The sequence below is a fragment of the Cellulomonas sp. ACRRI genome (genome assembly GCF_022346185.1).
Lineage (GTDB): Bacteria > Actinomycetota > Actinomycetes > Actinomycetales > Cellulomonadaceae > Cellulomonas.
Genome location: NZ_JAKRMS010000085.1, coordinates 1 through 20,290 on the forward strand (window position 1 = coordinate 1; position 20,290 = coordinate 20,290).

19 protein-coding genes, 1 tRNA gene and 1 pseudogene are annotated in these 20,290 nt (G+C 75.8%); 18 read left to right on the top strand and 3 right to left on the bottom strand.

Annotated elements, in window-relative coordinates:
• From MHY85_RS14555 to MHY85_RS14595, 9 genes and pseudogenes are all read left to right on the top strand, one after another.
• Positions 1–1,121, top strand: a pseudogene (locus MHY85_RS14555) (hypothetical protein); the annotation flags it as partial.
• A 92-nt stretch (positions 1,122–1,213) separates the two neighbouring features.
• Positions 1,214–1,798 carry a hypothetical protein gene (locus tag MHY85_RS14560; RefSeq protein WP_239197489.1) on the top strand — a complete coding sequence of 195 codons (585 nt, stop codon included), beginning with the start codon at positions 1,214–1,216 and terminating at the stop codon, positions 1,796–1,798.
• Positions 1,799–1,836: 38 nt separating this feature from the next.
• Complete coding sequence (locus MHY85_RS14565) at positions 1,837–2,700, top strand: thioredoxin domain-containing protein (RefSeq protein ID WP_239197491.1); 864 nt, start codon at positions 1,837–1,839, stop codon at positions 2,698–2,700.
• Positions 2,701–2,841: 141 nt separating this feature from the next.
• A complete protein-coding gene (locus MHY85_RS14570; protein ID WP_239197493.1) occupies positions 2,842–4,125 on the top strand; it encodes an MFS transporter in 1,284 nt (427 codons plus the stop codon).
• A 76-nt stretch (positions 4,126–4,201) separates the two neighbouring features.
• Positions 4,202–4,275: transfer RNA gene (locus tag MHY85_RS14575), tRNA-Thr, on the top strand.
• A 111-nt stretch (positions 4,276–4,386) separates the two neighbouring features.
• Positions 4,387–5,493, top strand: a complete 1,107-nt coding sequence (locus MHY85_RS14580; protein ID WP_239197495.1) for an acyl-CoA desaturase — start codon at positions 4,387–4,389, stop codon at positions 5,491–5,493.
• Between the two features lie 141 nt (positions 5,494–5,634).
• The gene (locus tag MHY85_RS14585; protein WP_239197497.1) at positions 5,635–5,976 is read left to right on the top strand and encodes a lipopolysaccharide assembly LapA domain-containing protein; all 342 of its coding nucleotides are present in this window, start codon (positions 5,635–5,637) and stop codon (positions 5,974–5,976) included.
• Positions 5,973–6,410, top strand: coding sequence for a hypothetical protein (locus MHY85_RS14590; RefSeq protein ID WP_239197499.1), 438 nt, complete (start codon positions 5,973–5,975; stop codon positions 6,408–6,410). Before MHY85_RS14585 ends, MHY85_RS14590 begins: the two co-directional genes overlap by 4 nt.
• A gap of 60 nt (positions 6,411–6,470) precedes the next feature.
• Positions 6,471–6,875 carry a DUF4259 domain-containing protein gene (locus MHY85_RS14595; protein ID WP_239197501.1) on the top strand — a complete coding sequence of 135 codons (405 nt, stop codon included), beginning with the start codon at positions 6,471–6,473 and terminating at the stop codon, positions 6,873–6,875.
• A gap of 171 nt (positions 6,876–7,046) precedes the next feature.
• Here MHY85_RS14595 and MHY85_RS14600 read toward each other — a convergent pair whose 3' ends face one another.
• Positions 7,047–8,096, bottom strand: coding sequence for a LacI family DNA-binding transcriptional regulator (locus MHY85_RS14600; RefSeq protein WP_239197503.1), 1,050 nt, complete (start codon positions 8,094–8,096; stop codon positions 7,047–7,049).
• Positions 8,097–8,318: 222 nt separating this feature from the next.
• Between MHY85_RS14600 and MHY85_RS14605 the strand changes: the two genes are divergently transcribed.
• The 8 genes from MHY85_RS14605 (at position 8,319) to MHY85_RS14640 (ending at position 17,466) form a co-directional block, all read left to right on the top strand.
• Complete coding sequence (locus MHY85_RS14605; protein ID WP_158375180.1) at positions 8,319–9,614, top strand: extracellular solute-binding protein; 1,296 nt, start codon at positions 8,319–8,321, stop codon at positions 9,612–9,614.
• Positions 9,615–9,621: 7 nt separating this feature from the next.
• Positions 9,622–10,641: a carbohydrate ABC transporter permease gene (locus tag MHY85_RS14610; RefSeq protein ID WP_158375182.1), complete on the top strand. Its 1,020-nt coding sequence runs from the start codon at positions 9,622–9,624 to the stop codon at positions 10,639–10,641.
• A complete protein-coding gene (locus MHY85_RS14615; RefSeq protein WP_158375184.1) occupies positions 10,641–11,534 on the top strand; it encodes a carbohydrate ABC transporter permease in 894 nt (297 codons plus the stop codon). The genes MHY85_RS14610 and MHY85_RS14615 overlap by 1 nt, the downstream gene beginning before the upstream one ends.
• Before the next feature lie 155 nt (positions 11,535–11,689).
• Complete coding sequence (locus MHY85_RS14620; protein WP_239197519.1) at positions 11,690–14,068, top strand: glycoside hydrolase family 3 N-terminal domain-containing protein; 2,379 nt, start codon at positions 11,690–11,692, stop codon at positions 14,066–14,068.
• A complete protein-coding gene (locus tag MHY85_RS14625) occupies positions 14,065–15,654 on the top strand; it encodes a glycoside hydrolase family 43 protein (RefSeq protein ID WP_239197505.1) in 1,590 nt (529 codons plus the stop codon). The genes MHY85_RS14620 and MHY85_RS14625 overlap by 4 nt, the downstream gene beginning before the upstream one ends.
• Positions 15,655–15,678: 24 nt before the next feature.
• Positions 15,679–16,650, top strand: a complete 972-nt coding sequence (locus tag MHY85_RS14630; RefSeq protein ID WP_239197507.1) for an acetylxylan esterase — start codon at positions 15,679–15,681, stop codon at positions 16,648–16,650.
• 5 nt (positions 16,651–16,655) lie between these two features.
• Positions 16,656–17,192: an alpha/beta hydrolase gene (locus MHY85_RS14635; protein ID WP_239197509.1), complete on the top strand. Its 537-nt coding sequence runs from the start codon at positions 16,656–16,658 to the stop codon at positions 17,190–17,192.
• Positions 17,193–17,298: 106 nt separating this feature from the next.
• Complete coding sequence (locus tag MHY85_RS14640) at positions 17,299–17,466, top strand: hypothetical protein (RefSeq protein WP_239197511.1); 168 nt, start codon at positions 17,299–17,301, stop codon at positions 17,464–17,466.
• 154 nt (positions 17,467–17,620) lie between these two features.
• Here MHY85_RS14640 and MHY85_RS14645 read toward each other — a convergent pair whose 3' ends face one another.
• Together MHY85_RS14645 and MHY85_RS14650 are read right to left on the bottom strand one after the other, a co-directional pair.
• Positions 17,621–17,992, bottom strand: a complete 372-nt coding sequence (locus tag MHY85_RS14645) for a nuclear transport factor 2 family protein (protein WP_239197513.1) — start codon at positions 17,990–17,992, stop codon at positions 17,621–17,623.
• Positions 17,993–18,059: 67 nt separating this feature from the next.
• Positions 18,060–18,731 (bottom strand): response regulator transcription factor, encoded by a 672-nt coding sequence (locus MHY85_RS14650; RefSeq protein WP_239197515.1) that lies wholly within the window; start codon positions 18,729–18,731, stop codon positions 18,060–18,062.
• Positions 18,732–18,805: 74 nt separating this feature from the next.
• Here MHY85_RS14650 and MHY85_RS14655 point away from each other — a divergent pair, with 74 nt between their 5' ends.
• Positions 18,806–19,966 carry a sensor histidine kinase gene (locus MHY85_RS14655; protein WP_239197517.1) on the top strand — a complete coding sequence of 387 codons (1,161 nt, stop codon included), beginning with the start codon at positions 18,806–18,808 and terminating at the stop codon, positions 19,964–19,966.
• Positions 19,967–20,290: the final 324 nt, after the last annotated feature.

Consider the following 20,290-nt stretch of genomic DNA (forward strand, 5'->3'; position numbering starts at 1 on the left):
GGGGGACCGCCGCCGGGGGGACGATCGCCCTGGGGGCGCCGACCGCGGCGACGGTCGCCCTCGGGACCGCGGGCGCCGCGGCGGCGCAGCCGGCCGGGACCGGGCCGCTGCCCGCCGGCGCCGCCGCCGCGACGGGCGCGACGGCGGTGCTCGGGCCCGACGGCAGCGCGGTGCCGGCGGCGGCCCAGGACGGGACGGCCGTGCTGCCCGCACCGGGGGAGACCTGGGGCGCGCCCGCGCAGGACGGGGGCACGCGGGCGTTCGACGCGCGCGCGTCCGCCCCGGCCCCGCCGTCCGTGCCGCCACGCTCCGTCGCGCCGCCGTCCTGGGACGCGACCGGCGAGGACGACCGGTGGGCGACCGGGGAGTCCCCGACGCAGGCCTGGGACACCCGGCCGTACGGCGCGGTCGCGCCGGGGGCGGACGACCCCGAGGCGTACCCGGACGCCGGCGGGTACCCCGGGCAGTGGCCCGGCGACCCGGACGCCGACCCGCAGCCCGTCCCCGAGCCGCCGCGGCGCACCGGCACCCTGCTCGCGCTCACCCTCCTGACGCTGATCGCGGCGGCCCTGCGTCCCGGCGTCACCCTGCTCGCGCTCGTCCCGCTGGTGCTGCTCGCCCGGACCGTCGGGTCGGTGGCGGAGGCCCTCGGCCGGCGGCGGGAGCGGGTCGGCGCGCGGCGGTCGGACGCGCTGCGGGCCGTCGCGTCCAGCCCGTGGCACCTGCTCCGCGCGCTCGTGACGCTGCTGCCCTCGCTGCTGGTGGCCGCCAGCCTCGCCGTCATCGTCCTCGGGGTCGGCTGGTGGTTGGTCGGGTCGGGCGCGGTCGAGGCCGGGCCGCTGCGCGCGGTCGGCGACGCGCCCGCCCCGGAGTCGGTCGCGACGCTGCTCGTCGCCGCGGCCGCCGCCGCGCTCGCCGGGCTCTGGTGGGGGCCCGCCGCCCGGACCACCCGGGGCGGGGCGCGTCGGCTGCTCGGCGCGGTGGCGCCCGGGCGGCGCGGGGCGACGGTCGTGGTGCTGGCCGCGCTCGTCGGGGCGGGCGTGCTCGTGGCGCTCGCGGCGACCGGCACGCTCGTGGACTGGGCGCCGTTCGCGGCGCCGGCGCTGCCGGTCGGGACCTGACGGTCCGTGCGCCGCGGGCGGCCACCGGGTCCCCGGGATCCCGCCGGCCGGGACCCAGGTCGGGCCCAGGCGCACCCCGTACGCTTGCCCGCATGACCGGGACCGCCGACGCGCGCGTGCCCGGCCCCCTGCTGCCCGGGGCGGCCGTGCCCGGGGAGCGCGCCGCCGGCGCGCCGGCCCCGTCCGGCCGGGCCCGGCGACCCGTGGCGCTGCCGCTGCTGACGGCGGTCGCGTCCCTGCTCGCGCTCGGCGGCGCGGCCTGGCTCGGTGCCGTCCGCACGGTCGTGCACCAGTGCGTCACGATCGACGGGCCGCTGGCCCTGCTCGGCGTGCGGCTCGCGCTGCTCGAGGACGCGGCCGACTGCCCGACCGGCGTCGCGCTGGCACCCGGGACCTCCCACGGCGCGGTGCTCGCGCTGGGCCTGGTCCTGCCCCTCGTCGCCCTGCACGCGGTCCTCGGCGCGCTCGGCCTCGGCCTGGCCGCCCTGCTCGTGCGCGCCGCGGGCACCGCCCGGACCGTCCTCGGCGCCGTCCTGCGGCCGCTGCCGCGCGCCGCCCACGCGCGCCCAGCGGGCGCCCCGCGCCCCGCGCCCGCCGCCCGCGCGGGCCACGCCCGCCCCGCCGTCCTGGCCCGCGCCCTGCACCCGCACCGGGGTCCGCCCGCGGCGCTCGCCTGAGCACCCGCAGCGCACCCGACCGAAGGAGAGCAGGACAGATGAGCAGCACCCCGAGCCCGGGCAAGGGCCGGCAGACGAAGAACGAGCGGCGCGACGCCGCCCGGGAGCAGGCGCGCGCGATGCGCGAGCAGCAGGCCAAGCGCGACCGGCGGAACAAGATCCTGGGCATCAGCATGCTGTCGGTCGCGGTCCTCGCGCTGGGCGGCGTCCTGGTGTGGGTCCTCACCCAGGGCGGCAGCAGCAGCGACGAGGCCCTGCCCGACTACCCCGACACGCCGCTGAGCGAGGTCGCGGACGTCCCGGGCGCCGCGCTGCCCGAGGGCGGCATCCCCGTGAGCGCCGAGGGCGTGGGCGGGACGGTCGACGACAGCGTGACCCGGGTCGACGTCTACCTCGACTACATGTGCCCCGCCTGCGGCGCCTTCGAGGAGGCGAACGGCGACAACCTCATCTCGCTCGCGACCGAGGGGTCGGCCACCGTCGTCTACCACCCGATCGCGATCCTCAACCGGTTCTCGAACGGCACCGGCTACTCGACCCGCGCCGCCTCGGCGTCCGCGCTCGTCGCCGACGAGGCGCCGGACCAGTTCGCCGCCTTCAACGAGCAGCTGTTCGCCGGCCAGCCGGAGGAGGGCACGGACGGCCTCACCAACGCGGAGATCGCCGAGATCGCCCGGGACGCCGGGGTGGCCGACGACGTCGCCGACCAGATCGCCGACGGCACCGCGCTCGACCGGTTCGGGCAGTGGGTGACCTCCGCGACCAACGAGGTGTCGGCGAACCCGGACCTGGTCAACGAGCAGACCGGCAGCTTCGGCACGCCGACCATCACCATCGACGGCGAGATCTGGACCGAGAACTGGACCGACCCGAGCGCGCTGCTGCAGGCGGTCGGCTCCTGACCGGCGGCTGACCCCGCGCGCCGCGCGCCGCGCGGAGCACGGGGCCCCGGCCCGGGCGACGTCCCGGTGCCGGGGCCCTCGCGCGTCCGGCGCGCGGACCCGGCCCGCTCGACCGCTGTAGACGCCACGTAGACTCCCGCGGTGCCCTCCCTGCTCGTGGACGTGACCCCCCTGCGCGTCAGCCCCGAGTTCCGCCGGCTGTGGTGGGGCCTGTCCGTCGCCAACCTCGGCGCGCAGCTGACCGTCGTCGCGGTCGGCCTGCAGGTCTACGGGATGACCGGCTCGACGTTCGCGGTCGGCCTGGTCGGGCTGTGCGCGCTGGTGCCGCTGGTCGTGTTCGGGCTGTACGGCGGCGCGATCGTCGACCACGCCGACCGCCGCAAGGTCGCCCTGGTCGCCTCGGCGGTCAGCTGGGTCGCCACCGTCGGCCTCGCGGTCCAGGGCTGGTCCGGCAACACCCACGTCGGGGTGCTGTACGCCCTGGTGGCGCTGCAGTCGGGGGCCGGCGCGGTCAACAGCCCGGCGCGGTCGGCGATCATCCCCCGCCTGCTCGAGCCCCGGCTGATGCCCGCGGCCAACGCCCTGCAGACGGTCGGCTGGAACGTCGCGCTGACCCTCGGGCCGCTGCTCGGCGCCGGCCTGGTGGCGCTGCTGGACTACGGCGTCGTCTACACGCTCGACGCGGTGCTGTTCACCTTCGCGTTCACCGCGCTGCTCCGGCTCCCGCCGATCCTCCCCGAGCCGTCGGAGACCCGGCGGGCCCGCGCCGGGCTGGCGTCGGTGCTCGACGGCCTGCGCTACCTCGGGACCCGGCCCAACGTGCGGATGACGTTCCTGGTCGACCTCGTCGCCATGATCACCTCGTCCCCGCGGGTGCTGTTCCCCGCCGTCGGGCTGGTGTACCTGGGCGGGGGCGAGACCACCGCGGGCGTGCTGACGGCGGCCGTCGCCGCCGGCGCCATGCTGGCCGGGCTCTTCTCCGGCGGGCTGGCGCGGGTGCGCTGGCAGGGACGGATCATCGTCGTCGCGATCACGGTCTGGGGCCTCGCCGTCGCCGCGTTCGGCGCGGTGCTGGTGGCGGCCGGCCGGACCGGGCCCGACCACGTGCTGTGGGCCGCGCTGGCGCTCGCGGTCGTCACGCTCGCCGCCGCGGGGGCCGCCGACGCGGTCAGCGCCGTGTTCCGGCAGACGATCCTGCAGACGGCCACGCCGGACGACATGCGGGGGCGGCTGCAGGGCGTGTTCGTGGTGGTCGTGGCCGGCGGGCCGCGGCTCGGCGAGCTGCTGCTCGGCTGGGTGTCGGGGGCGCTCGGCGAGGGCGGCGCGGCCGTGGTCGGCGGGCTCGCGTGCGTGCTCATCCTCTGGGTGCTCGTGCGCGCGCAGCGCGGGTTCTGGCGGTACGACGCGCTGGACCCGCAGCCCTGAGCCCGGCGGCGCGGGGGCCGCGGGTCCGGTGGCGCGGCCGGTAGGCTGGTCGCCGCGCGCGCTCCGGCGCGCGCCCGCCTCCTTAGCTCAGCTGGCCAGAGCAGCTGTCTTGTAAACAGCAGGTCGTCGGTTCGAATCCGACAGGGGGCTCTGCCTCGGCTGGGCTCGGCCGCGGACCCGGCGACGAGCCGGGGGCGTACGGTGGGTGGCGTCGGGCAGCGTCCCCCGGCGCCGCGCTCCCGACACCCGGAGGAGGGCGCCATGCCCGTCCCGGGCGCACCGCAGGACCCGTCCCCGCAGGAACCTGCCCGGCTCGCGCGGGGGCGCGAGGTCAGCGACTTCACGGCGCTGACCCGCCGCGTCCAGGACGCGGGGCTGATGGCGCGGCGGCACGGCTACTACTGGACCCGCTTCCTGGTGCTCACCGTCCTGCTCGCCGGCACCGTCGCGTCGTTCGTGGTCATCGGCGGGTCGTGGTGGCAGCTGGTGACGGCGGCCGTCCTGGCGTTCCTGCTGGGCCAGGTGATGTTCCTGGGCCACGACGCGGCGCACCGGCAGATCTTCCGGTCCGGGCGGTGGAACGACTGGTCGAGCCTGGTGATCGCCGACCTGTACGCCGGGATGAGCTACGGCTGGTGGCAGCACAAGCACTCCCGGCACCACGCCAAGCCGAACCAGATCGGGGCCGACCCCGACATCACCACCGGGGCCCTGGTGTTCGACGCCGCGGACGCCCCCGCCCACCGCGCGCGCGGGCTCTCCGGCTGGTTCACCCGCCGCCAGGGGTGGCTGTTCTTCCCGCTGCTGCTGCTCGAGGGCCTGAACCTGCACGTCTCCGGGGTGCGGACCATCTTCGGGCGCGGCCCGGTCAAGCGCCGCCCCGTGGAGATCGCCTTCGTCACGGCGCGCCTCGGCGGGTACCTCGCGCTCGTCTTCTGGGTGCTGCCCTGGGGGATCGCGCTGGCGTTCCTCGGGGTCCAGCTGGGGCTGTTCGGGCTGTACATGGGCGCGGTGTTCGCCCCGAACCACAAGGGGATGCCGCTCGTCCCGCGCGACGCCCGGCTGGGCTTCGTCCCGCGCCAGGTGCTGATGAGCCGCAACGTCCGCGGCGGCCGCGTGCTGACGGTGCTCATGGGCGGCCTGAACTACCAGGTCGAGCACCACCTGTTCCCGAGCATGCCCCGGCCGAACCTGCGTCGCGTCCAGCCGGCGGTGCGCGCGTTCTGCGCCGACATCGGCGTCCCCTACGCCGAGACCGGTCTGCTCGAGTCGTACGCGATCGTGGTCCGCCACCTCAACCGGGTCGGGGTGCGCGCGACCGACCCCTTCCAGTGCCCGCTCGCGGCGGAGCTCCGCTCGGCCCGCTGACCCGGGCGACCCGGGACGGGCGCGCACATCCGCGGGCCCGGGGCCGGTCGGCGCGGCCGTCGCGGGCGTAGACTCGGGAGCAGCCCGGTGTCGAGGACCTCCTGGTGAGGCGACGACCCGGATCCAGCATCGGAGGGCGTCATGCCCGTCCAGCCTGCTTCCCGCTCCACCCCCGTCCACGACCGCGGGCCCGTCGCCCCCGCGGAGCGCGCCACCGGCGCGACCGGACCCGCCCGGGCCTCCGGCACCCGCACGAGCGCCGCGTGGTCCGGCATCTGCGTCGGCGTCCTCGTCCTGGTCGCGCTCGTCGTGTTCATGCTGCAGAACACCGGGCCCGTCGCGGTCTCCTTCCTCGGCCTGAGCGGCACCGCGCCGCTGGCGCTGACGCTGCTCATCGCCGGCCTCGGCGTGGGCATCGTGGTCCTGGTGTCCGCCTCGCTGCGCATCGGCCAGCTCCGCCGCCGCGCCGGAGCACGGCGATGACCGCCCAGGCCGGCCTCGCCCCGGGCGAGGACGCGCTCCGGCTCGGCTCGATCCTCACGAGCGGGCTGCCCGCCCTGCTCGAGACGAGCCAGGCGCCCACGCAGTACACGGTCCCGGTCGTGTTCTCCCGCCAGGTGTCCGTGCCCGAGAAGACTGCGATCGAGGGGCCGGAGAGCGTCCGCCGGCTCACCGAGCGCGGCTACCCGCAGGTGACGCTGCAGGTCTCGGACAGGCGCCTGCTCATCGGCCACACGAGCCTCGAGCAGCTCCAGGAGGGCCTGGCGCACGAGCTCGCGCTCCTGCTGGTCGACATCGGGCGCACGGTCTCCCGCCAGCGCGACGAGCGGGCGGCGGAGGCGCTCGCGCGCCAGTCGGCCGAGGCCGACCGCGCGGTCGACGTGCAGCGGTCGGTGGACCGCGTCGTCTTCGAGTAGCGAGAGCGCCGAGCGCGCCCGGCACGGCGGCCGGGCGCGCTCGGTCGTACAGTCGCCGGCATGGGGACCTGGGGCGTGGGGCCGTTCGACAGCGACGGTGCGGGCGACCTGCTCGCGATGATCCGGCACGGCGACTTCACCTTCGCGGAGGTCGACCCGTACTTCGAGGACGACGAGTACGTCGAGGCCGACGGCGGCCAGGCGGCCCTCGCGATGGTCGAGCTGGCCCTGGCCGTGCACGGCGCCCCGCACGCCGCGGTCCCCGAGGAGGAGACGCTGGTCCCGGCGTTCGCCGCGCACCTCACGCCCGACCGGACGCGGTGGCTCCTGGAGCAGGCCGACCGGGTGCTCGCCGACCCGGACACCTCCGAGCTGTACGAGCTGTGGACCGAGCCGGGCGCCGACGCCTGGCTGACCACCTCGCGCGCCTCCGTGGACCGCCTCCGCGCCCTCGCCGCGGACTGACGCCGCCCGGGGCGCCGCGCCCGGCCGCCTGCGCGCGCCGGCCGCCTGCGCGCGCCGGCCGCCTGCGCGCGCCGAGTGTGCAACCGACACGTCGAGCGAGTAGTCGGCGGATGCACTCTCGACGTGTCGAGTACTCGCTCGGTGCGGGCGGCGGGCGGCGGGGGCGCTGGGTCAGCGGCGGCGCGGGACCGCGGTCGTGCCGCGGACGACGAGGTGCGTCGGCAGCCGCAGGTGCTGCCCCGCGCCCGCGCCCGCGCCCGCGCCGGCGCCCCCGCCCGGGGCGGCGTCGCCGGCGCCGTCGCCGCCCAGCAGCGCCAGCAGCATCCCCACCGCCGCGCGGCCGAGTTCCTGGATCTCCTGCCGCACGGTCGTCAGCGGCGGTGTCGTCGCGGCGGCCTCCGGCACGTCGTCGAACCCCACCACCGACAGCTCGGCGGGCACGCGCACCCCGAGGCGGGCGGCCGCGTCCAGGATGCCCATCGCGGACAGGTCGTTGGCGGCGAACAGCGCGGTGGGCGGGTCGTCCAGGGCGAGCATCGCCGCGGTCGGGGCGTCGGCCGCGTCCCGCCGGTACTCCGCCACGTGCATCAGCGCCGGGTCGACCGGGATGCCGGCCTCGGCCAGCGCCGCGCGGTACCCGGCCTCCCGCAGCCGGGAGGACTCCAGGTCGGCGCGCCCGCCCAGGAACCCGATCCGCCGGTGCCCGAGCCCGAGCAGGTGCCGCACCGCCAGCACGGCGCCGTGCAGGTTGTCGGAGTCGACGGTCGGCAGGCCGCCGGGGCCGGCGTGCGGGTCGACGGCCACCACCGGGACGGAGGCTCCCGCGTGCAGGACGGTGGGGGTGACCAGGACGGCGCCGTCGATGAGGGTGCCGCTCAGCCGCGCCAGGTAGCGGTGCTCCCAGCCCGCCCGGCCCGAGCCGCCTCCGGTGTAGGCGAGCAGCGCGTGGTCGGTGCCGCGCAGGGCGGCGCCGGCGCCCTTGAGGATCTCGGCGCTGAACGGCTCGAACTCCGCGACCAGCACCCCGACGACGCCGGTGCGGTGCGAGCGCAGGCCGCGGGCGACGATGCTCGACTCGTAGCCGAGCCGGTCCACGACGGCGCGCACGTGGGTCGCGGTGCCGGCCGCGATGCCGTCCCGCTGGTTGATTACCTTCGAGACGGTCGCCACCGAGACCCCGGCCTCGCGGGCGACGTCCGTGATCGTCACCCGGCGTGCCATGGCCGTGATCCTAGGTTGCTAAAACGTTATCGACAACGGTTGACACGCTGCTCCGGCGGCTGCCAGAGTCGCCGTGCAGTCAGCGATGACGAGGAGGGCCCGACCCCGGCACAGCCGCAGGGGTCGGCGTCACGAGCACGACGCACGGCGGTCACCCGCCGACGGCGAACGGTCCGGCCCCGGCGGGGAGGACCACGGTCAACTCAACGAAGAGGGCAGATCATGAAGGCACGCAAGACGCTGGCGGTCACGGCCGCGGCGATCGTGGCAGCCATGACCCTCGCCGCCTGCGGCGGCGGCGACTCGGGGTCCGGTGGCGAGGACGGCGGGGACGTCACGATGACGTTCTGGCACAACTCGACGACGGGCGACGGCAAGGCCTACTGGGAGGACACCGTCGCGGCGTTCGAGGAGGCCAACCCGGGCGTCACCATCAACATCCAGTCCATCCAGAACGAGGACATGGACGGCAAGCTCCAGACCGCCCTGAACTCGGGCGACGCGCCGGACATCTTCATGGCGCGCGGCGGCGGCAAGCTCGCCGACGTGGTCGAGGCGGGCCAGGCCATGGACCTGTCCGACGCGCTGACCCAGGAGACGCGTGACGCGCTCGGCGAGGCGTCCCTCGCGGCGTTCTCGGTCGACGGCTCGGTCTACGGCGTCCCGACGGCCGTGCTCCCCGGCGGCCTCTACTACAGCAAGGACCTGTTCGCGCAGGCCGGCATCACCGAGACGCCGACGACCGTCGACGAGCTGAGCGCCGCGGTCGACAAGCTCAAGGCCGCCGGCATCCAGCCGATCGCGCTGGGCGCCAAGGACGCGTGGCCCGCCGCGCACTGGTACTACTTCTTCGCGCTGCGCGAGTGCTCGCAGGACACCATGACGCAGGCCGCCAAGGACATGTCCTTCGACGACGAGTGCTGGACGAAGGCCGGCGAGGACCTGCAGGACTTCGCCGCGACGGAGCCGTTCAACGAGGGCTACCTGACCACCACCGCGCAGCAGGGCGCCGGCTCCTCCGCGGGCCTCATCGCCAACCACCAGGCCGCCATGGAGCTCATGGGCGCCTGGGACCCGGGCGTCATCGCCAACCTGACGCCGGAGCAGGAGCCGCTGGCCGACCTCGGCTGGTTCCCGTTCCCGGCCGTGGACGGCGGCGCCGGTGACCCCACCGCGATGATGGGCGGCGTCGACGGCTTCAGCTGCTACGTGGACGCGCCGAAGGAGTGCGCCGACTTCCTGAACTTCATCGCGGAGAAGGACAACCAGGAGGGCTACGCCGAGGCGTTCGTCACCCTGCCGGCCAGCAAGGACGCGCAGTCCGTCGTGACCGACCCGGCCCTGCAGGACGTCCTGGCGTCCTACAACGACGCGGCCTACGTGTCCGTCTGGCTGGACACCCTGTTCGGCCAGAACGTCGGCAACGCGCTCAACACCAGCGTCGTCGAGATGCTCGCCGGCAGCGGCAGCCCCGACAAGATCGTCGAGACTGTCAACGCCGCGGCGGCCAAGGAGTAGCACGACCATGAGCGACTCGCAGGGCGTGAGCCCGGTGGTCATCTCGTCGCCCGAGGGTCGCTCGGCGGCCGGGGGCGGTGCCGTCGCGGCACCGTCCCCGGCGCCCCTCCCGCGCCGGCGGCGCGGGAGCTGGCGTCAGCGGCTCGAGATCGGCATCCTGACCGGACCGGCCATCCTGATCTTCCTGGCGTTCGTCATCTTCCCCGTGGTGATGGCGGCGTACTACGGCTTCTTCAAGTGGAAGGGCTTCGGCCCGCCGACCGACTTCGTCGGCCTGGACAACTACGTCGCGATCCTGAAGGACCCGACGTTCCACGACGCGCTCCGGCACAACGGGTTCATCGTCGTGATGTCCCTGGTCCTCCAGGGGCCCGCGGCCGTGATCCTCGCGCTGCTGCTGAACCGCAAGATCCGCGGCCGGTCGCTGATCCGCGTCCTGATCTTCGTGCCCTACGTGATCTCCGAGGTCATCGTCGGCACCGGCTGGAGCCTCATGCTCCAGACGACCGGCGCGGTGAACAGCCTGCTCGAGAAGATCGGGCTCGGGTTCCTCACCGCCGACTGGTTGTCCGACCCGAAGATCGCCATCTGGTCGTTGATGATCATCATCACGTGGAAGTACATCGGCTTCGCGGTGATCCTGTTCCTCGCCGGCCTGCAGTCGATCCCCGAGGAGCTGCACGAGGCCGCGGCGATCGACGGCGCCTCCTACTGGCAGGCGCAGCGCTCGATCACGCTGCCGCTGCTCGGCCCGACGATCCGGATCTGGGCGTTCCTGTCGATCATCGGCTCGCTCCAGCTGTTCGACCTCGTCTACATCATCTGGGGCCAGTACGTCTCCGCCACGGCCGGGACGTCGACCATGGCCACGTACATGGTCTCCAACGGCCGCCTGGCCGGGAACTACGGCTTCGGCAACGCCGTCGCGGTCGTGCTGTTCCTGATCTCGCTGGCGATCGCGCTGACGTACCAGCGCTTCGTGCTCCGCCGGGACACCGAGGGCGCGCTGACCGAGAGGAAGAAGTGATGGCCGCCACCGCCGTCCAGACGCCCCCGCTGCCGGCGTCGCGCCCCGAGCCCCGTCGTCGCCGGCCCGGCCGCTCGCTCGAGCGCGTGAACCCGCTGGTCTACGTCGTCGCCTGGCTCCTGGTCGGCGTCTGCATCGCGCCGGTCGCCTACATCGTGCTGGGCGGCCTGCGGACGAACTCGCAGATCACGCTCGACCCGTCCGGCCTCCCGACGACGTGGGAGTTCGGCAACTACGTCGATGTCCTGTCCAGCTCGCTGTTCTGGCAGCAGTTCCTGAACTCGGCGATCTGCGGCATCGCGACGACGATCGGCGTCGTGGTGCTCGGGGTCATGGCGAGCTTCGTGCTGGCGCGGTACCAGTTCTCCGGGCGCGGGGCGATGTACTCGCTGTTCGCGGCGGGCCTGATGTTCCCGATGACGGTCGCGATCACGCCGCTGTACATCATGATCCGGCAGCTCGGGCTGATGAACAGCCTGGCCGGCATCATCCTGCCGCAGATCGCGTTCGCGCTGCCGGTGACGATCATCATCCTGGTGCCGTTCCTGCGGGCGATCCCGAAGGAGCTCGAGGAGGCGGCGGCCATCGACGGCGCGAGCCGGCTCGGGTTCTTCTTCCGGATGGTCGTGCCGCTGTCGGTCCCGGGCGTGGTGACCGTCGGCATCCTCGCGTTCGTCGCGAGCTGGAACAGCTACATGCTGCCGCTGTTCATCCTGAACGACGAGGGGCAGTACACGCTGCCGCTGGGCGTCCAGGCCTTCGCCTCGCAGTACTCCGTCGACACCGCCCGGGTGCTGGCGTTCACGTCGCTGTCGATGATCCCCGCGCTGATCTTCTTCTCGCTCTTCGAGCGGAGGATCGTCGGGGGTCTGACCGGCGCCGTCAAGGGCTGAGGCCGGCGGCGGGGCGCCCTGCGCCGCCCCGCCGCCGCGCCCGCCACCCGCACGTCCTCGAACAGGAGCACCCTCGCGTGTCCGACACCACCGGCACCGCCGCCCCGGCTGCGGCGCCCGCCTCCGCCCGCCCCGACGCCGAGCCCGTCCCCGCGATGCCCGTCGTCTCCGACCGGGTCCGCGACCTGCACGCCCGCATGACCCTCGAGGAGAAGCTGGCCCAGCTGGTCGGCTACTGGCTCGACCAGAACGGCACGGTCGCCCCGATGCAGTCCGAGATGGCCGCGGGCCAGAAGGACTCCGGTCAGCTGCCCGAGATCACCCGGCACGGCCTCGGCCACTACACCCGGGTGTACGGCACCCGGCCGGTGGACCCGGTCGAGCGGGCGGCCTGGCTGTGGGCCGAGCAGCGCCGGCTGCAGCGGGAGACCCGGCTCGGCATCCCGGCGCTGGTGCACGAGGAGTGCCTGACCGGCCTGGCAGCGTGGCGGGCCGCGACCTACCCGACGCCGCTGGCCTGGGGCGCGTCGTTCGACCCCGACCTGGTGCACGAGGCGGCCCGCGCGATCGGCGACTCGATGCGCGAGCTCGGCATCCACCAGGGCCTGGCGCCCGTGCTGGACGTCGTCGGCGACCCGCGGTGGGGCCGCGTCGACGAGTGCATCGGCGAGGACCCGTACCTGGTCGGCACGGTCGGCACCGCCTACGTGCGCGGCCTGCAGGAGGCGGGCGTGCACGCCACGCTCAAGCACTTCGCGGGGTACTCCGCGTCGGCCGCCGGCCGGAACCACGCCCCGGTGAGCGCCGGGCCGCGCGAGCTGCTCGACGTGTACCTCCCGCCGTTCGAGATGGCCGTCCGCGACGGCGGCGCCCGCTCGGTCATGAACGCCTACGTCGACGTCGACGGCGTGCCGATGGCGGCGAGCGCCGAGCACCTGACGGGTGTGCTGCGCGAGCAGTGGGGCTTCGACGGCGTCGTCGTCGCCGACTACTTCGCGGTGGCGTTCCTCGAGGTGATGCACCGCGTCGCGGCCGACCGCGGCGAGGCCGCCGCGCTGGCCCTGGAGGCCGGCATCGACGTCGAGCTGCCGACCGGCGACGCCTACCTGGAGCCGCTGGCGGAGCGGCTGCGCGCCGGCCTGGCGGACGAGCGCCTGGTGGACCGCGCGGTGCTGCGCGTGCTGGCGCAGAAGGAGGAGCTCGGCCTGCTGGACCCGGACGCCTTCGCGGCCGGCCCGCCGACCGAGGTCGACCTGGACTCCCCGCGGCAGCGGGAGCTCGCGCGGCGGCTGGCGCAGGAGTCGGTGGTGCTGCTGGCGAACGACGGCGTGCTGCCGCTCGCGGCGCCGCGGCGGGTGGCCGTCGTCGGCCCGAACGCCGACCGGCCCGAGGCGCTGATGGGCTGCTACTCGTTCGCCAACCACGTGCTGGCGCACCACCCCGGCCTGCCGCTCGGGTTCGAGATCCGCAGCGTCGGCGAGGCGCTGGACGCGGCGCTCGCGGGCACCGCGGAGGTCGTGCACGCCGAGGGCTGCGCCGTCGAGGGCGACGACACCTCCGGCTTCGCGGCGGCGGTCGAGGCCGCGGCGGGCGCGGACGTGGCGGTCGTCGTGGTCGGCGACCAGGCCGGGCTGTTCGGCCGCGGCACGGTCGGCGAGGGCAACGACGCCGACTCCCTGGAGCTGCCGGGCGTGCAGCGGCAGCTGGTCGAGGCGCTGGTCGCCACCGGCACCCCGGTCGTCCTGGTGCTGCTCACCGGGCGCCCGTACGCGATCGGCTGGGCGCTGGACGGCGAGGGCCCGCGCCCGGCCGCGGTCCTGCAGGCGTTCTTCCCGGGGGAGGGCGGCGGCGAAGCGATCGCCGACGTGCTGACCGGCGCCGTGAACCCGTCCGGCCGGCTCCCGGTGTCGCTGCCCCGGACCGCCGGCGCGCAGCCCTACCGCTACCTGCACCCGGTGCTCGGCGGCCCGTCGGACGTCACGTCGACCGACCCCACCCCGGTGCGGCCGTTCGGCTTCGGCCTCGGCTACACCGAGTTCGCGTACGGCGACCTCGCGGTGGACCCGTCCGTCGACTCCGCCGGCTCGTTCGAGGCCGCGGTCACCGTGACGAACGTCGGCGCGGTCGCGGGCACCGAGACGGTGCAGCTCTACGGGCACGACGTGCTCGGCACGGTCACCCGCCCGGTCGCGCAGCTGCTGGGCTACGCCCGGGTCGACCTGGCGCCGGGGGAGTCGCGCCGCGTGACGTTCGAGGTGCCGACCACGCGGCTGGCGTTCGCCGACCGCCGGCTGGTCCGGGTGGTCGAGCCCGGCGACGTGCAGGTCTGGGTCGGGTCGCACGCCGAGGCCGCACCGCGGTCCTCCGAGATCACCGGCACGACCAACGGCGCGATCCGGATGAGCCGCGGCCGCGCCGAGCGCGAGGTCCCCGGCACCGCCACGGAGCGCCGGGTGCTGACGGTCACGGGGGGCGTGCACGAGGTCACCGCCGCCGACCCGCGCACGGTCGAGGTGAAGGTCACCGCCCCGTGACGGCCGTGGCCAACCCGGTGCTGCCGGGCTGCCACCCCGACCCGTCGGTGTGCCGGGTGGGCGACGACTTCTACCTGGTGACGTCGACCTTCGAGTACCTGCCCGGCCTGCCCGTCTTCCGCAGCCGCGACCTCGCGCACTGGGAGCCGGTCGGGCACGCGGTGCGCCGGCAGCTCGACATGGCCGGGCTGCCGTCGTCCAGCGGGCTGTACGCGCCCACCATCCGGCACCACGACGGGCTGTTCTGGGTGGTGTGCACGCTGGTGGACCGGCGGGCCGACGGCCAGGCGCCCGGCGAGCGGCGCGCCGGGCTGGGGCACTTCCTGGTGACCGCCGCCGACCCGGCCGGGCCGTGGTCGGAGCCCGCCTGGCTCGGCGGCGACGGCATCGACCCGTCGCTGTTCTTCGACGACGACGGCCGGGCCTGGGTGCTGGCGACCCGCCCGGCGCGCGACCCGCAGTGGCCCGGCCAGACGGAGGTGTGGCTCCGCGAGCTCGACCCCGCGGCGCGGGAGCTGGTCGGACCGGAGCACGTGATCTGGACCGGCGCCGTCCGCGGGGCGGTGTGGGCCGAGGGCCCGCACCTGTACCGCGTCGACGGCCGGTACCTGCTGGTGGCCGCCGAGGGCGGGACCGAGGTGCACCACGCGGTGTGCGTCGCCCGCGCCGACGCGATCGCCGGGCCGTACCGGGGCAACCCGTCGAACCCGGTGCTCACCCACCGGCACCTGGGCCGCGGCGTCGACGTCGTGGCCGCCGGGCACGCCGACCTGGTCGAGGCGCCCGACGGGTCCTGGTGGGCCGTGCTGCTCGCCATGCGCACCTCGGGCGGGTACCACTCCCCGCTGGGGCGCGAGACGTTCCTGGTGCCGGTGGCGTGGGAGGACGGCTGGCCGGTGCTCGCGCCCGGCGTCGGCCGGATCCCGCCGGTCGTGCAGGTCCCGGACGTCCCCGGCTGGCCGGGCGACCGGGTGGTGTCCGGCCGGCAGTCCGGGCCGGTGCCCCCGGCCGACCACCGGTGGACCGCGGTGCGCGCGCTGCCGGAGGACGTCGCGACGCCGGCCGGCGACGGCTGGGACCTGCCGCTGCGCCCCGCGACTCTCGCCGACCTCGACGTGCCGGCCTTCCTCGGCCTGCGGCTGGAGCACCCCGGCGCGGACCTCGTGGTGCGGGTCGCGGTGGACCTCGCCGAGGGGGAGGAGGTCGCCCTGGCCGTCCGGCAGTCCGAGCGGGACCACGTGCGGCTGGCCGTGACCGCCGAGGCGGGCGGCCGGGTCGCCCGGGTGGTGCACGTGCGGGGCGGCGCGCCCCGGCGGGTGCTCGGCGAGGTCGCGCTCGCCGGCGACGGCGGCGATCGCGGGGACCTCACGCTGGTGCTCGAGGCGCGCGGGCCGGACCTGCGGCTGCTCGCCGCCGCCGGGGACGACGCACTCGCCCTCGTCGCGACCGCCGACGCCCGCACGCTCGACAGCGTGGCGACCGGCGGGTTCCTCGGCCTGTGGGCCGGCGTGCTGGCGACCAGCGCGGGGCGGCCGACGACCACGGTGGCGCACGTCCGGTCCGTGGCATATTCGCCGGTGCGCTGACGCACCCCCCGACAGGAGACCCCGTTGCTGCAGGACCTGCCCGAGCCCGCGCTCTGGGAGCACGCGAGCGCGCTCGTCGAGCCCGCCGACCTCGACGCCTTCTGGGCACGCACGCTCGCGGACGCCCGCCGGCACGACGCCCCCCCGACGCTGGTGGCGGAGCCGACGCCGCTCACCACCCTGGACGTCTGGGACGTGACGTTCCCGGGCTTCGCCGGCGACCCGGTGCGCGCCTGGTACCGCCGCCCCGCCGGCGCCACGGGGCCGCTGCCGGTCGTCGTGCAGTACGTCGGCTACGGCGGCGGGCGCGGCGCCCCGACGGAGAACCTGCTCTGGGCGTCCGCCGGGTTCGCGCACCTGCAGATGGACACCCGCGGGCAGGGCTCGGGCTGGAGCCGCGGCGACACCCCCGACCCGTGGGGCACCGGCCCGCAGGCGCCCGGCGTCATGACCCGGGGGATCGAGGGCCCGGAGACGTTCTACTACCGGCGGCTGCTCACCGACGCCGTGCGGGCGGTGGACGCGGCCCGCGCCCTGCCCGGGGTGGACCCGGACCGGGTGGCGGTCGTCGGCGGCAGCCAGGGCGCCGCGATGGCGATCGCCGCCGGGGCGCTCGCGGACGTGTCGGCGGTCGTGGCGGACGTCCCGTTCCTCTGCGACGTCGCGCGGGCGATCGGGATCACCGACAGCAAGCCGTACGCGGAGGTCGTGGAGTACCTGGCCGTGCACCGCGGCGCCGAGGACCGGGTGCTGCGCACGCTGTCCTACGTCGACGGCGTCGGGCTGGCGCGGCGCGGCCGGGCGCCGGCGCGGTTCTCCGTCGCCCTGATGGACGTGGTCGTGCCGCCGTCGACCGTCGTGGCGGCGCACCGCGCGTGGGGCGGCCCCAAGGAGCTGCGCGTGTGGCGGTACAACGGGCACGAGTCCGGCGGGCCGGACCAGGACCGCGAGGCCGTCGAGTTCGTGGCGCGGGAGCTGGGCGCCGGGCCACACTGAGCGCCATGCCCTCGCGCGCGATCGTCTTCCACGGCACCGGCGGCCACCCGGACAACGTCTGGTACCCCTGGCTGGACCGGCGCCTGACGGCGCGCGGCTACGCCGTCGAGCGCCCGTGGTACCCCGACGTCAACGTCGAGCCGGTCGCGACGTTCCTGCCCCGCGTCCTGGCGGCGCACCGGTTCGACGCCGACACGGTGCTGGTCGGCCACTCCGGGGGCGCCGCGCTGCTGCTGGCCCTCCTGGAGCACCTGGACGCACCCGTGGCGCAGGCGGTGCTGGTCGCCGGGTACTGGCGGCGGCCGAACGACTCCGAGGAGCCGGTGCTGCAGGACCGCTACGACTGGGACCGGATCCGCGCGCACGCCGGCGACCTGGTGCTGGTGAACTCGGTGACCGACCCCTACGGCTGCGACGCCACCCAGGGGCGGGAGCTGCTGGACCGGCTCGGCGGGACGCTCGTGGTCCGCGACGAGGGCCACTTCGGGGACTGGGACCAGCCGTACCCGGAGTTCGGGCTGCTGGAGCGGCTCGTCCTGTGACGCGGGGGGCCGGGCGCGGGTGGCAGCACCCACGTCGGGCTCCCGGACCGCTCACATCGGCGCCGGGACGGCCGAACAGGCGGGCGACACCGACTGGAGGACCGCCATGACCCCGACCCTGGCCCCGCGCCGCCCGCTGCACCCGCTCGACCCCGCCGAGCACGCCCCGTCGTGCACCCGCCCCGGCTGGCGCGTCGACACGAGCCCGGTGCGGTTCGGCATGGTCGTCGCCCGGTGCACGCTGTGCGGCGCGATGGAGTGGCGCGAGCGCTGAGCGCGGCGGCGCGAGCGCCGAGCGCGGCCCGCCGGGCACGAAGAAGCCCTCGGCCGCGCAGGGGGCAGGCGACCGAGGGCACTGCCCACTCTAGCCATCTCGACGCGTGTGGGCCAAACGACTCACCCGATCGGATGCCAACCAACCCGGGGCGTCAACCGGCGCCCGCGGAGAACGGCTTGCCCGGCCAGTACGCCCACTCCTCGAAGTGCTCGACCCGCCCGTCGCCCGCGAACCGCAGGACCCACAGGTCGCGGTACTCCTGCGGCTCGTCGCCGCCGTACCGCACCTCGGCCCGGACGACGGCGTCCGCCCCGTCGACGGCCACCACCCGGGCGTCCAGGGTGAAGGGGGTGGGGTCCGACCAGAACCCGCGCACCGCCGCCAGCCCCTCGAGCGGCGGCTCGTACGGCGAGCGCAGGTACCGCACGTCGTCGGTGAACAGCGCGTCGAGCGACCCGGGGTCGTCCTCGCGCCACGCCCGCTCGTAGGCGGCGACCCAGTCCCTCACGTCCGCGCGGTCCATCGCGTCCCCCTCGTGGTCGGTGCGGCCCGCCCACCATCGTGCGCCCGTCGCGGGGACGCGTCGAGGGTCAGGAGATCGGGCCGGTCTCCTCGAGCAGCCGCAGCGCCGCCGTCACCCGGGGGTTGCGCGACGGGTCGGCGTCGATGCCCAGCGTCGCGTAGATGCCGTTGATGTGGTTCTGCACCGACTTCTCGGTGATCCGCAGCGCCTCGCCGATGCCGGCGTTCGACAGCCCCTGCGCCAGCAGCCGCAGCACGGCGTACTGCCGGTCGGTGAGCCGGGACACCGCGGACCCGGCGCGGGGCGCGACCCGGTCCAGCAGGGCGGGGTCCAGCGTCGTGCGCCCCTCGGCCGCGGCGCGGACGGCCGTGACCAGCGTGGTCGCGTCCGTGGACGACGTCTTCGACAGGTACGACCAGCCGGCGGCGACGTCGGGGGGCAGGTCGAGCAGCAGGTCCATCGCGTCGTGCGCGGACAGCAGCAGGATCCCGAGGTCGGGCTGGTGCCGGCGCAGCGTGACGCCGAGCGCGATCCCGTTGCCGTCGGGCAGGTCGATGTCGAGCACGGCGACGTCGGCGGCCCCGGGCCGCAGCGCGGCGGCGCCCTCCTTGACGGTCCCCACGGACGCGACGACGCGCACGTCGTCCGCGGCGCCGAGCGTGAGCTCGAGCATCGACCGGAACAGGGGCTGGTCCTCGACGACGACCACGCGGGTCGTCCGGGCTGCGGATTCGGACATCGCGGACAGTATGGTGGCCCGGCCCGGCGAGCGGGCGACGGCACGCGGACGCTCCGCGGGGAGGACGGGGTCGGATGCCCACGCCACTGACGCGGGACGCCGCCGCGGTCCGCGCCGACCGGCGCACCCTGCTGCTCGCCGCGGGCACGGTCATGACCGTGTTCGCGGTCGGGGCCGCGGCGCAGACCGCGTGGGTGTACGGCAACCAGGACGGGATGGTGCCCGTCGGGTCCCGCATCCTCGCCAACCTGAGCGCCGTCGCGTCGATGCTGCTGATCCTCGCGGTCACGGGCGTGTCGCTGCCCCAGCGGGGCTCGCTGCCCCTGGTGGTCGGCGTGCTGAGCGCGGGGATCACGGCGTCCGGGGTGCGGTTCGCGTCCCAGCTGCTGCTCGACGTCTACGTGGACCCGTCCCGGGAGGTCATCTCCACGGAGCTGGTCAGCGGCGCGGTCGTCGCCTGGATCGCCGCCTCGATGGGGCTCGCCGCCATGCTGTCCCAGCGGCGGCTGCGGGCCGAGGTCGCGGAGCGGGCCGAGGCGCGGCTGCAGATCGAGCTGGCGCTGGCGGCCCTCCAGCACGAGGAGGTGCGGGTCCGCCGCGAGGTGGCGGAGGGCCTGCACGGCAGCATGCAGCAGCGGCTGGTCCTGGTCGTCGCCCGGCTGGACGGGCTGATCGCCGACCTGGGCACCGCGCCCGCCCGGTCCCTCACCCCGGACGACGTGGCGCTGCTGCGCGAGGTGCGCGAGCAGATCGAGACGGTGCGCGAGGCCGACGTCCGCACGACCAGCCGGATGCTGTACCCCGAGCAGCTCGAGGTCGGCATGGTCCCGGCGATCCGCGCCCTGCTCGGCCGGATCCCGCGCACGGTGAACACCCGCCTGGGCGTCTCGGACGAGGTGCGGGTCGTGGACGACCCCGCCGACCCGCGCCTGACCCGCAGCGAGCGGCTGCTGGCGGTCCGGGTGGTCGAGGAGGCGATCAGCAACGCCCTGCGGCACGGGCAGGCCGAGGTGGTCGACGTCCGGGTGTCGCTGGTCGGCGACGCGCTCGAGGTGCGGGTGTCCGACGACGGCGACGGCTTCGGCGAGGACGCCGGTCAGCCGTCCGGCACGGCGCGGCTGGCGGACCGGCTCCGGCTGGTCGGCGGCGACCTCCGCGTCACCTCCGTGCCCGGCGACGGCACCCAGGTGGTCGCGCACCTTCCGGTGGAATCGCTCCGGGGCGCGGCGCTCTGACCTGCGCGCCTCCGTTTTTCACCCACCCGTTTTGTCCGAATCGTCCCGCTAAATGGTGCAACGTCGGTGTTGACGTGCAGTCACGGGGGTGTTGCCACCCAGGAAGCGCCTTCCGGAGGGGTGCGGCGGCCCTAGTGTGCGCGAGCCGCACCCGCCGGGACCCCTGCTCCGGTGACGCGGCCAGCGCCCCCGCCCTCCCGAACACCAGGGACCCCCAGCTGGCCGAGGGTGTCGGGCGGGCGCACCGCGCCGAGGCCGCCGCCCCGGAACTCCAACTGGGGGATGGCCCCGGCCCGAACAAACACACCTCCCCCCAGGGCGGGC

Excerpts from the sequence above, each read along its gene's own strand:
- MHY85_RS14560 (WP_239197489.1), top strand. The coding sequence starts at position 1,214 with ATGACCGGGACCGCCGACGCGCGCGTGCCCGGCCCCCTGCTGCCCGGG.
- MHY85_RS14565 (WP_239197491.1), top strand. The coding sequence starts at position 1,837 with ATGAGCAGCACCCCGAGCCCGGGCAAGGGCCGGCAGACGAAGAACGAG.
- MHY85_RS14580 (WP_239197495.1), top strand. The coding sequence starts at position 4,387 with ATGCCCGTCCCGGGCGCACCGCAGGACCCGTCCCCGCAGGAACCTGCC.
- MHY85_RS14585 (WP_239197497.1), top strand. The coding sequence starts at position 5,635 with ATGCCCGTCCAGCCTGCTTCCCGCTCCACCCCCGTCCACGACCGCGGG.
- MHY85_RS14590 (WP_239197499.1), top strand. The coding sequence starts at position 5,973 with ATGACCGCCCAGGCCGGCCTCGCCCCGGGCGAGGACGCGCTCCGGCTC.
- MHY85_RS14595 (WP_239197501.1), top strand. The coding sequence starts at position 6,471 with ATGGGGACCTGGGGCGTGGGGCCGTTCGACAGCGACGGTGCGGGCGAC.
- MHY85_RS14600 (WP_239197503.1), bottom strand. The coding sequence starts at position 8,096 with ATGGCACGCCGGGTGACGATCACGGACGTCGCCCGCGAGGCCGGGGTC.
- MHY85_RS14605 (WP_158375180.1), top strand. The coding sequence starts at position 8,319 with ATGAAGGCACGCAAGACGCTGGCGGTCACGGCCGCGGCGATCGTGGCA.
- MHY85_RS14610 (WP_158375182.1), top strand. The coding sequence starts at position 9,622 with ATGAGCGACTCGCAGGGCGTGAGCCCGGTGGTCATCTCGTCGCCCGAG.
- MHY85_RS14615 (WP_158375184.1), top strand. The coding sequence starts at position 10,641 with ATGGCCGCCACCGCCGTCCAGACGCCCCCGCTGCCGGCGTCGCGCCCC.
- MHY85_RS14620 (WP_239197519.1), top strand. The coding sequence starts at position 11,690 with ATGCCCGTCGTCTCCGACCGGGTCCGCGACCTGCACGCCCGCATGACC.
- MHY85_RS14635 (WP_239197509.1), top strand. The coding sequence starts at position 16,656 with ATGCCCTCGCGCGCGATCGTCTTCCACGGCACCGGCGGCCACCCGGAC.
- MHY85_RS14640 (WP_239197511.1), top strand. The coding sequence starts at position 17,299 with ATGACCCCGACCCTGGCCCCGCGCCGCCCGCTGCACCCGCTCGACCCC.
- MHY85_RS14645 (WP_239197513.1), bottom strand. The coding sequence starts at position 17,992 with ATGGACCGCGCGGACGTGAGGGACTGGGTCGCCGCCTACGAGCGGGCG.
- MHY85_RS14650 (WP_239197515.1), bottom strand. The coding sequence starts at position 18,731 with ATGTCCGAATCCGCAGCCCGGACGACCCGCGTGGTCGTCGTCGAGGAC.
- MHY85_RS14655 (WP_239197517.1), top strand. The coding sequence starts at position 18,806 with ATGCCCACGCCACTGACGCGGGACGCCGCCGCGGTCCGCGCCGACCGG.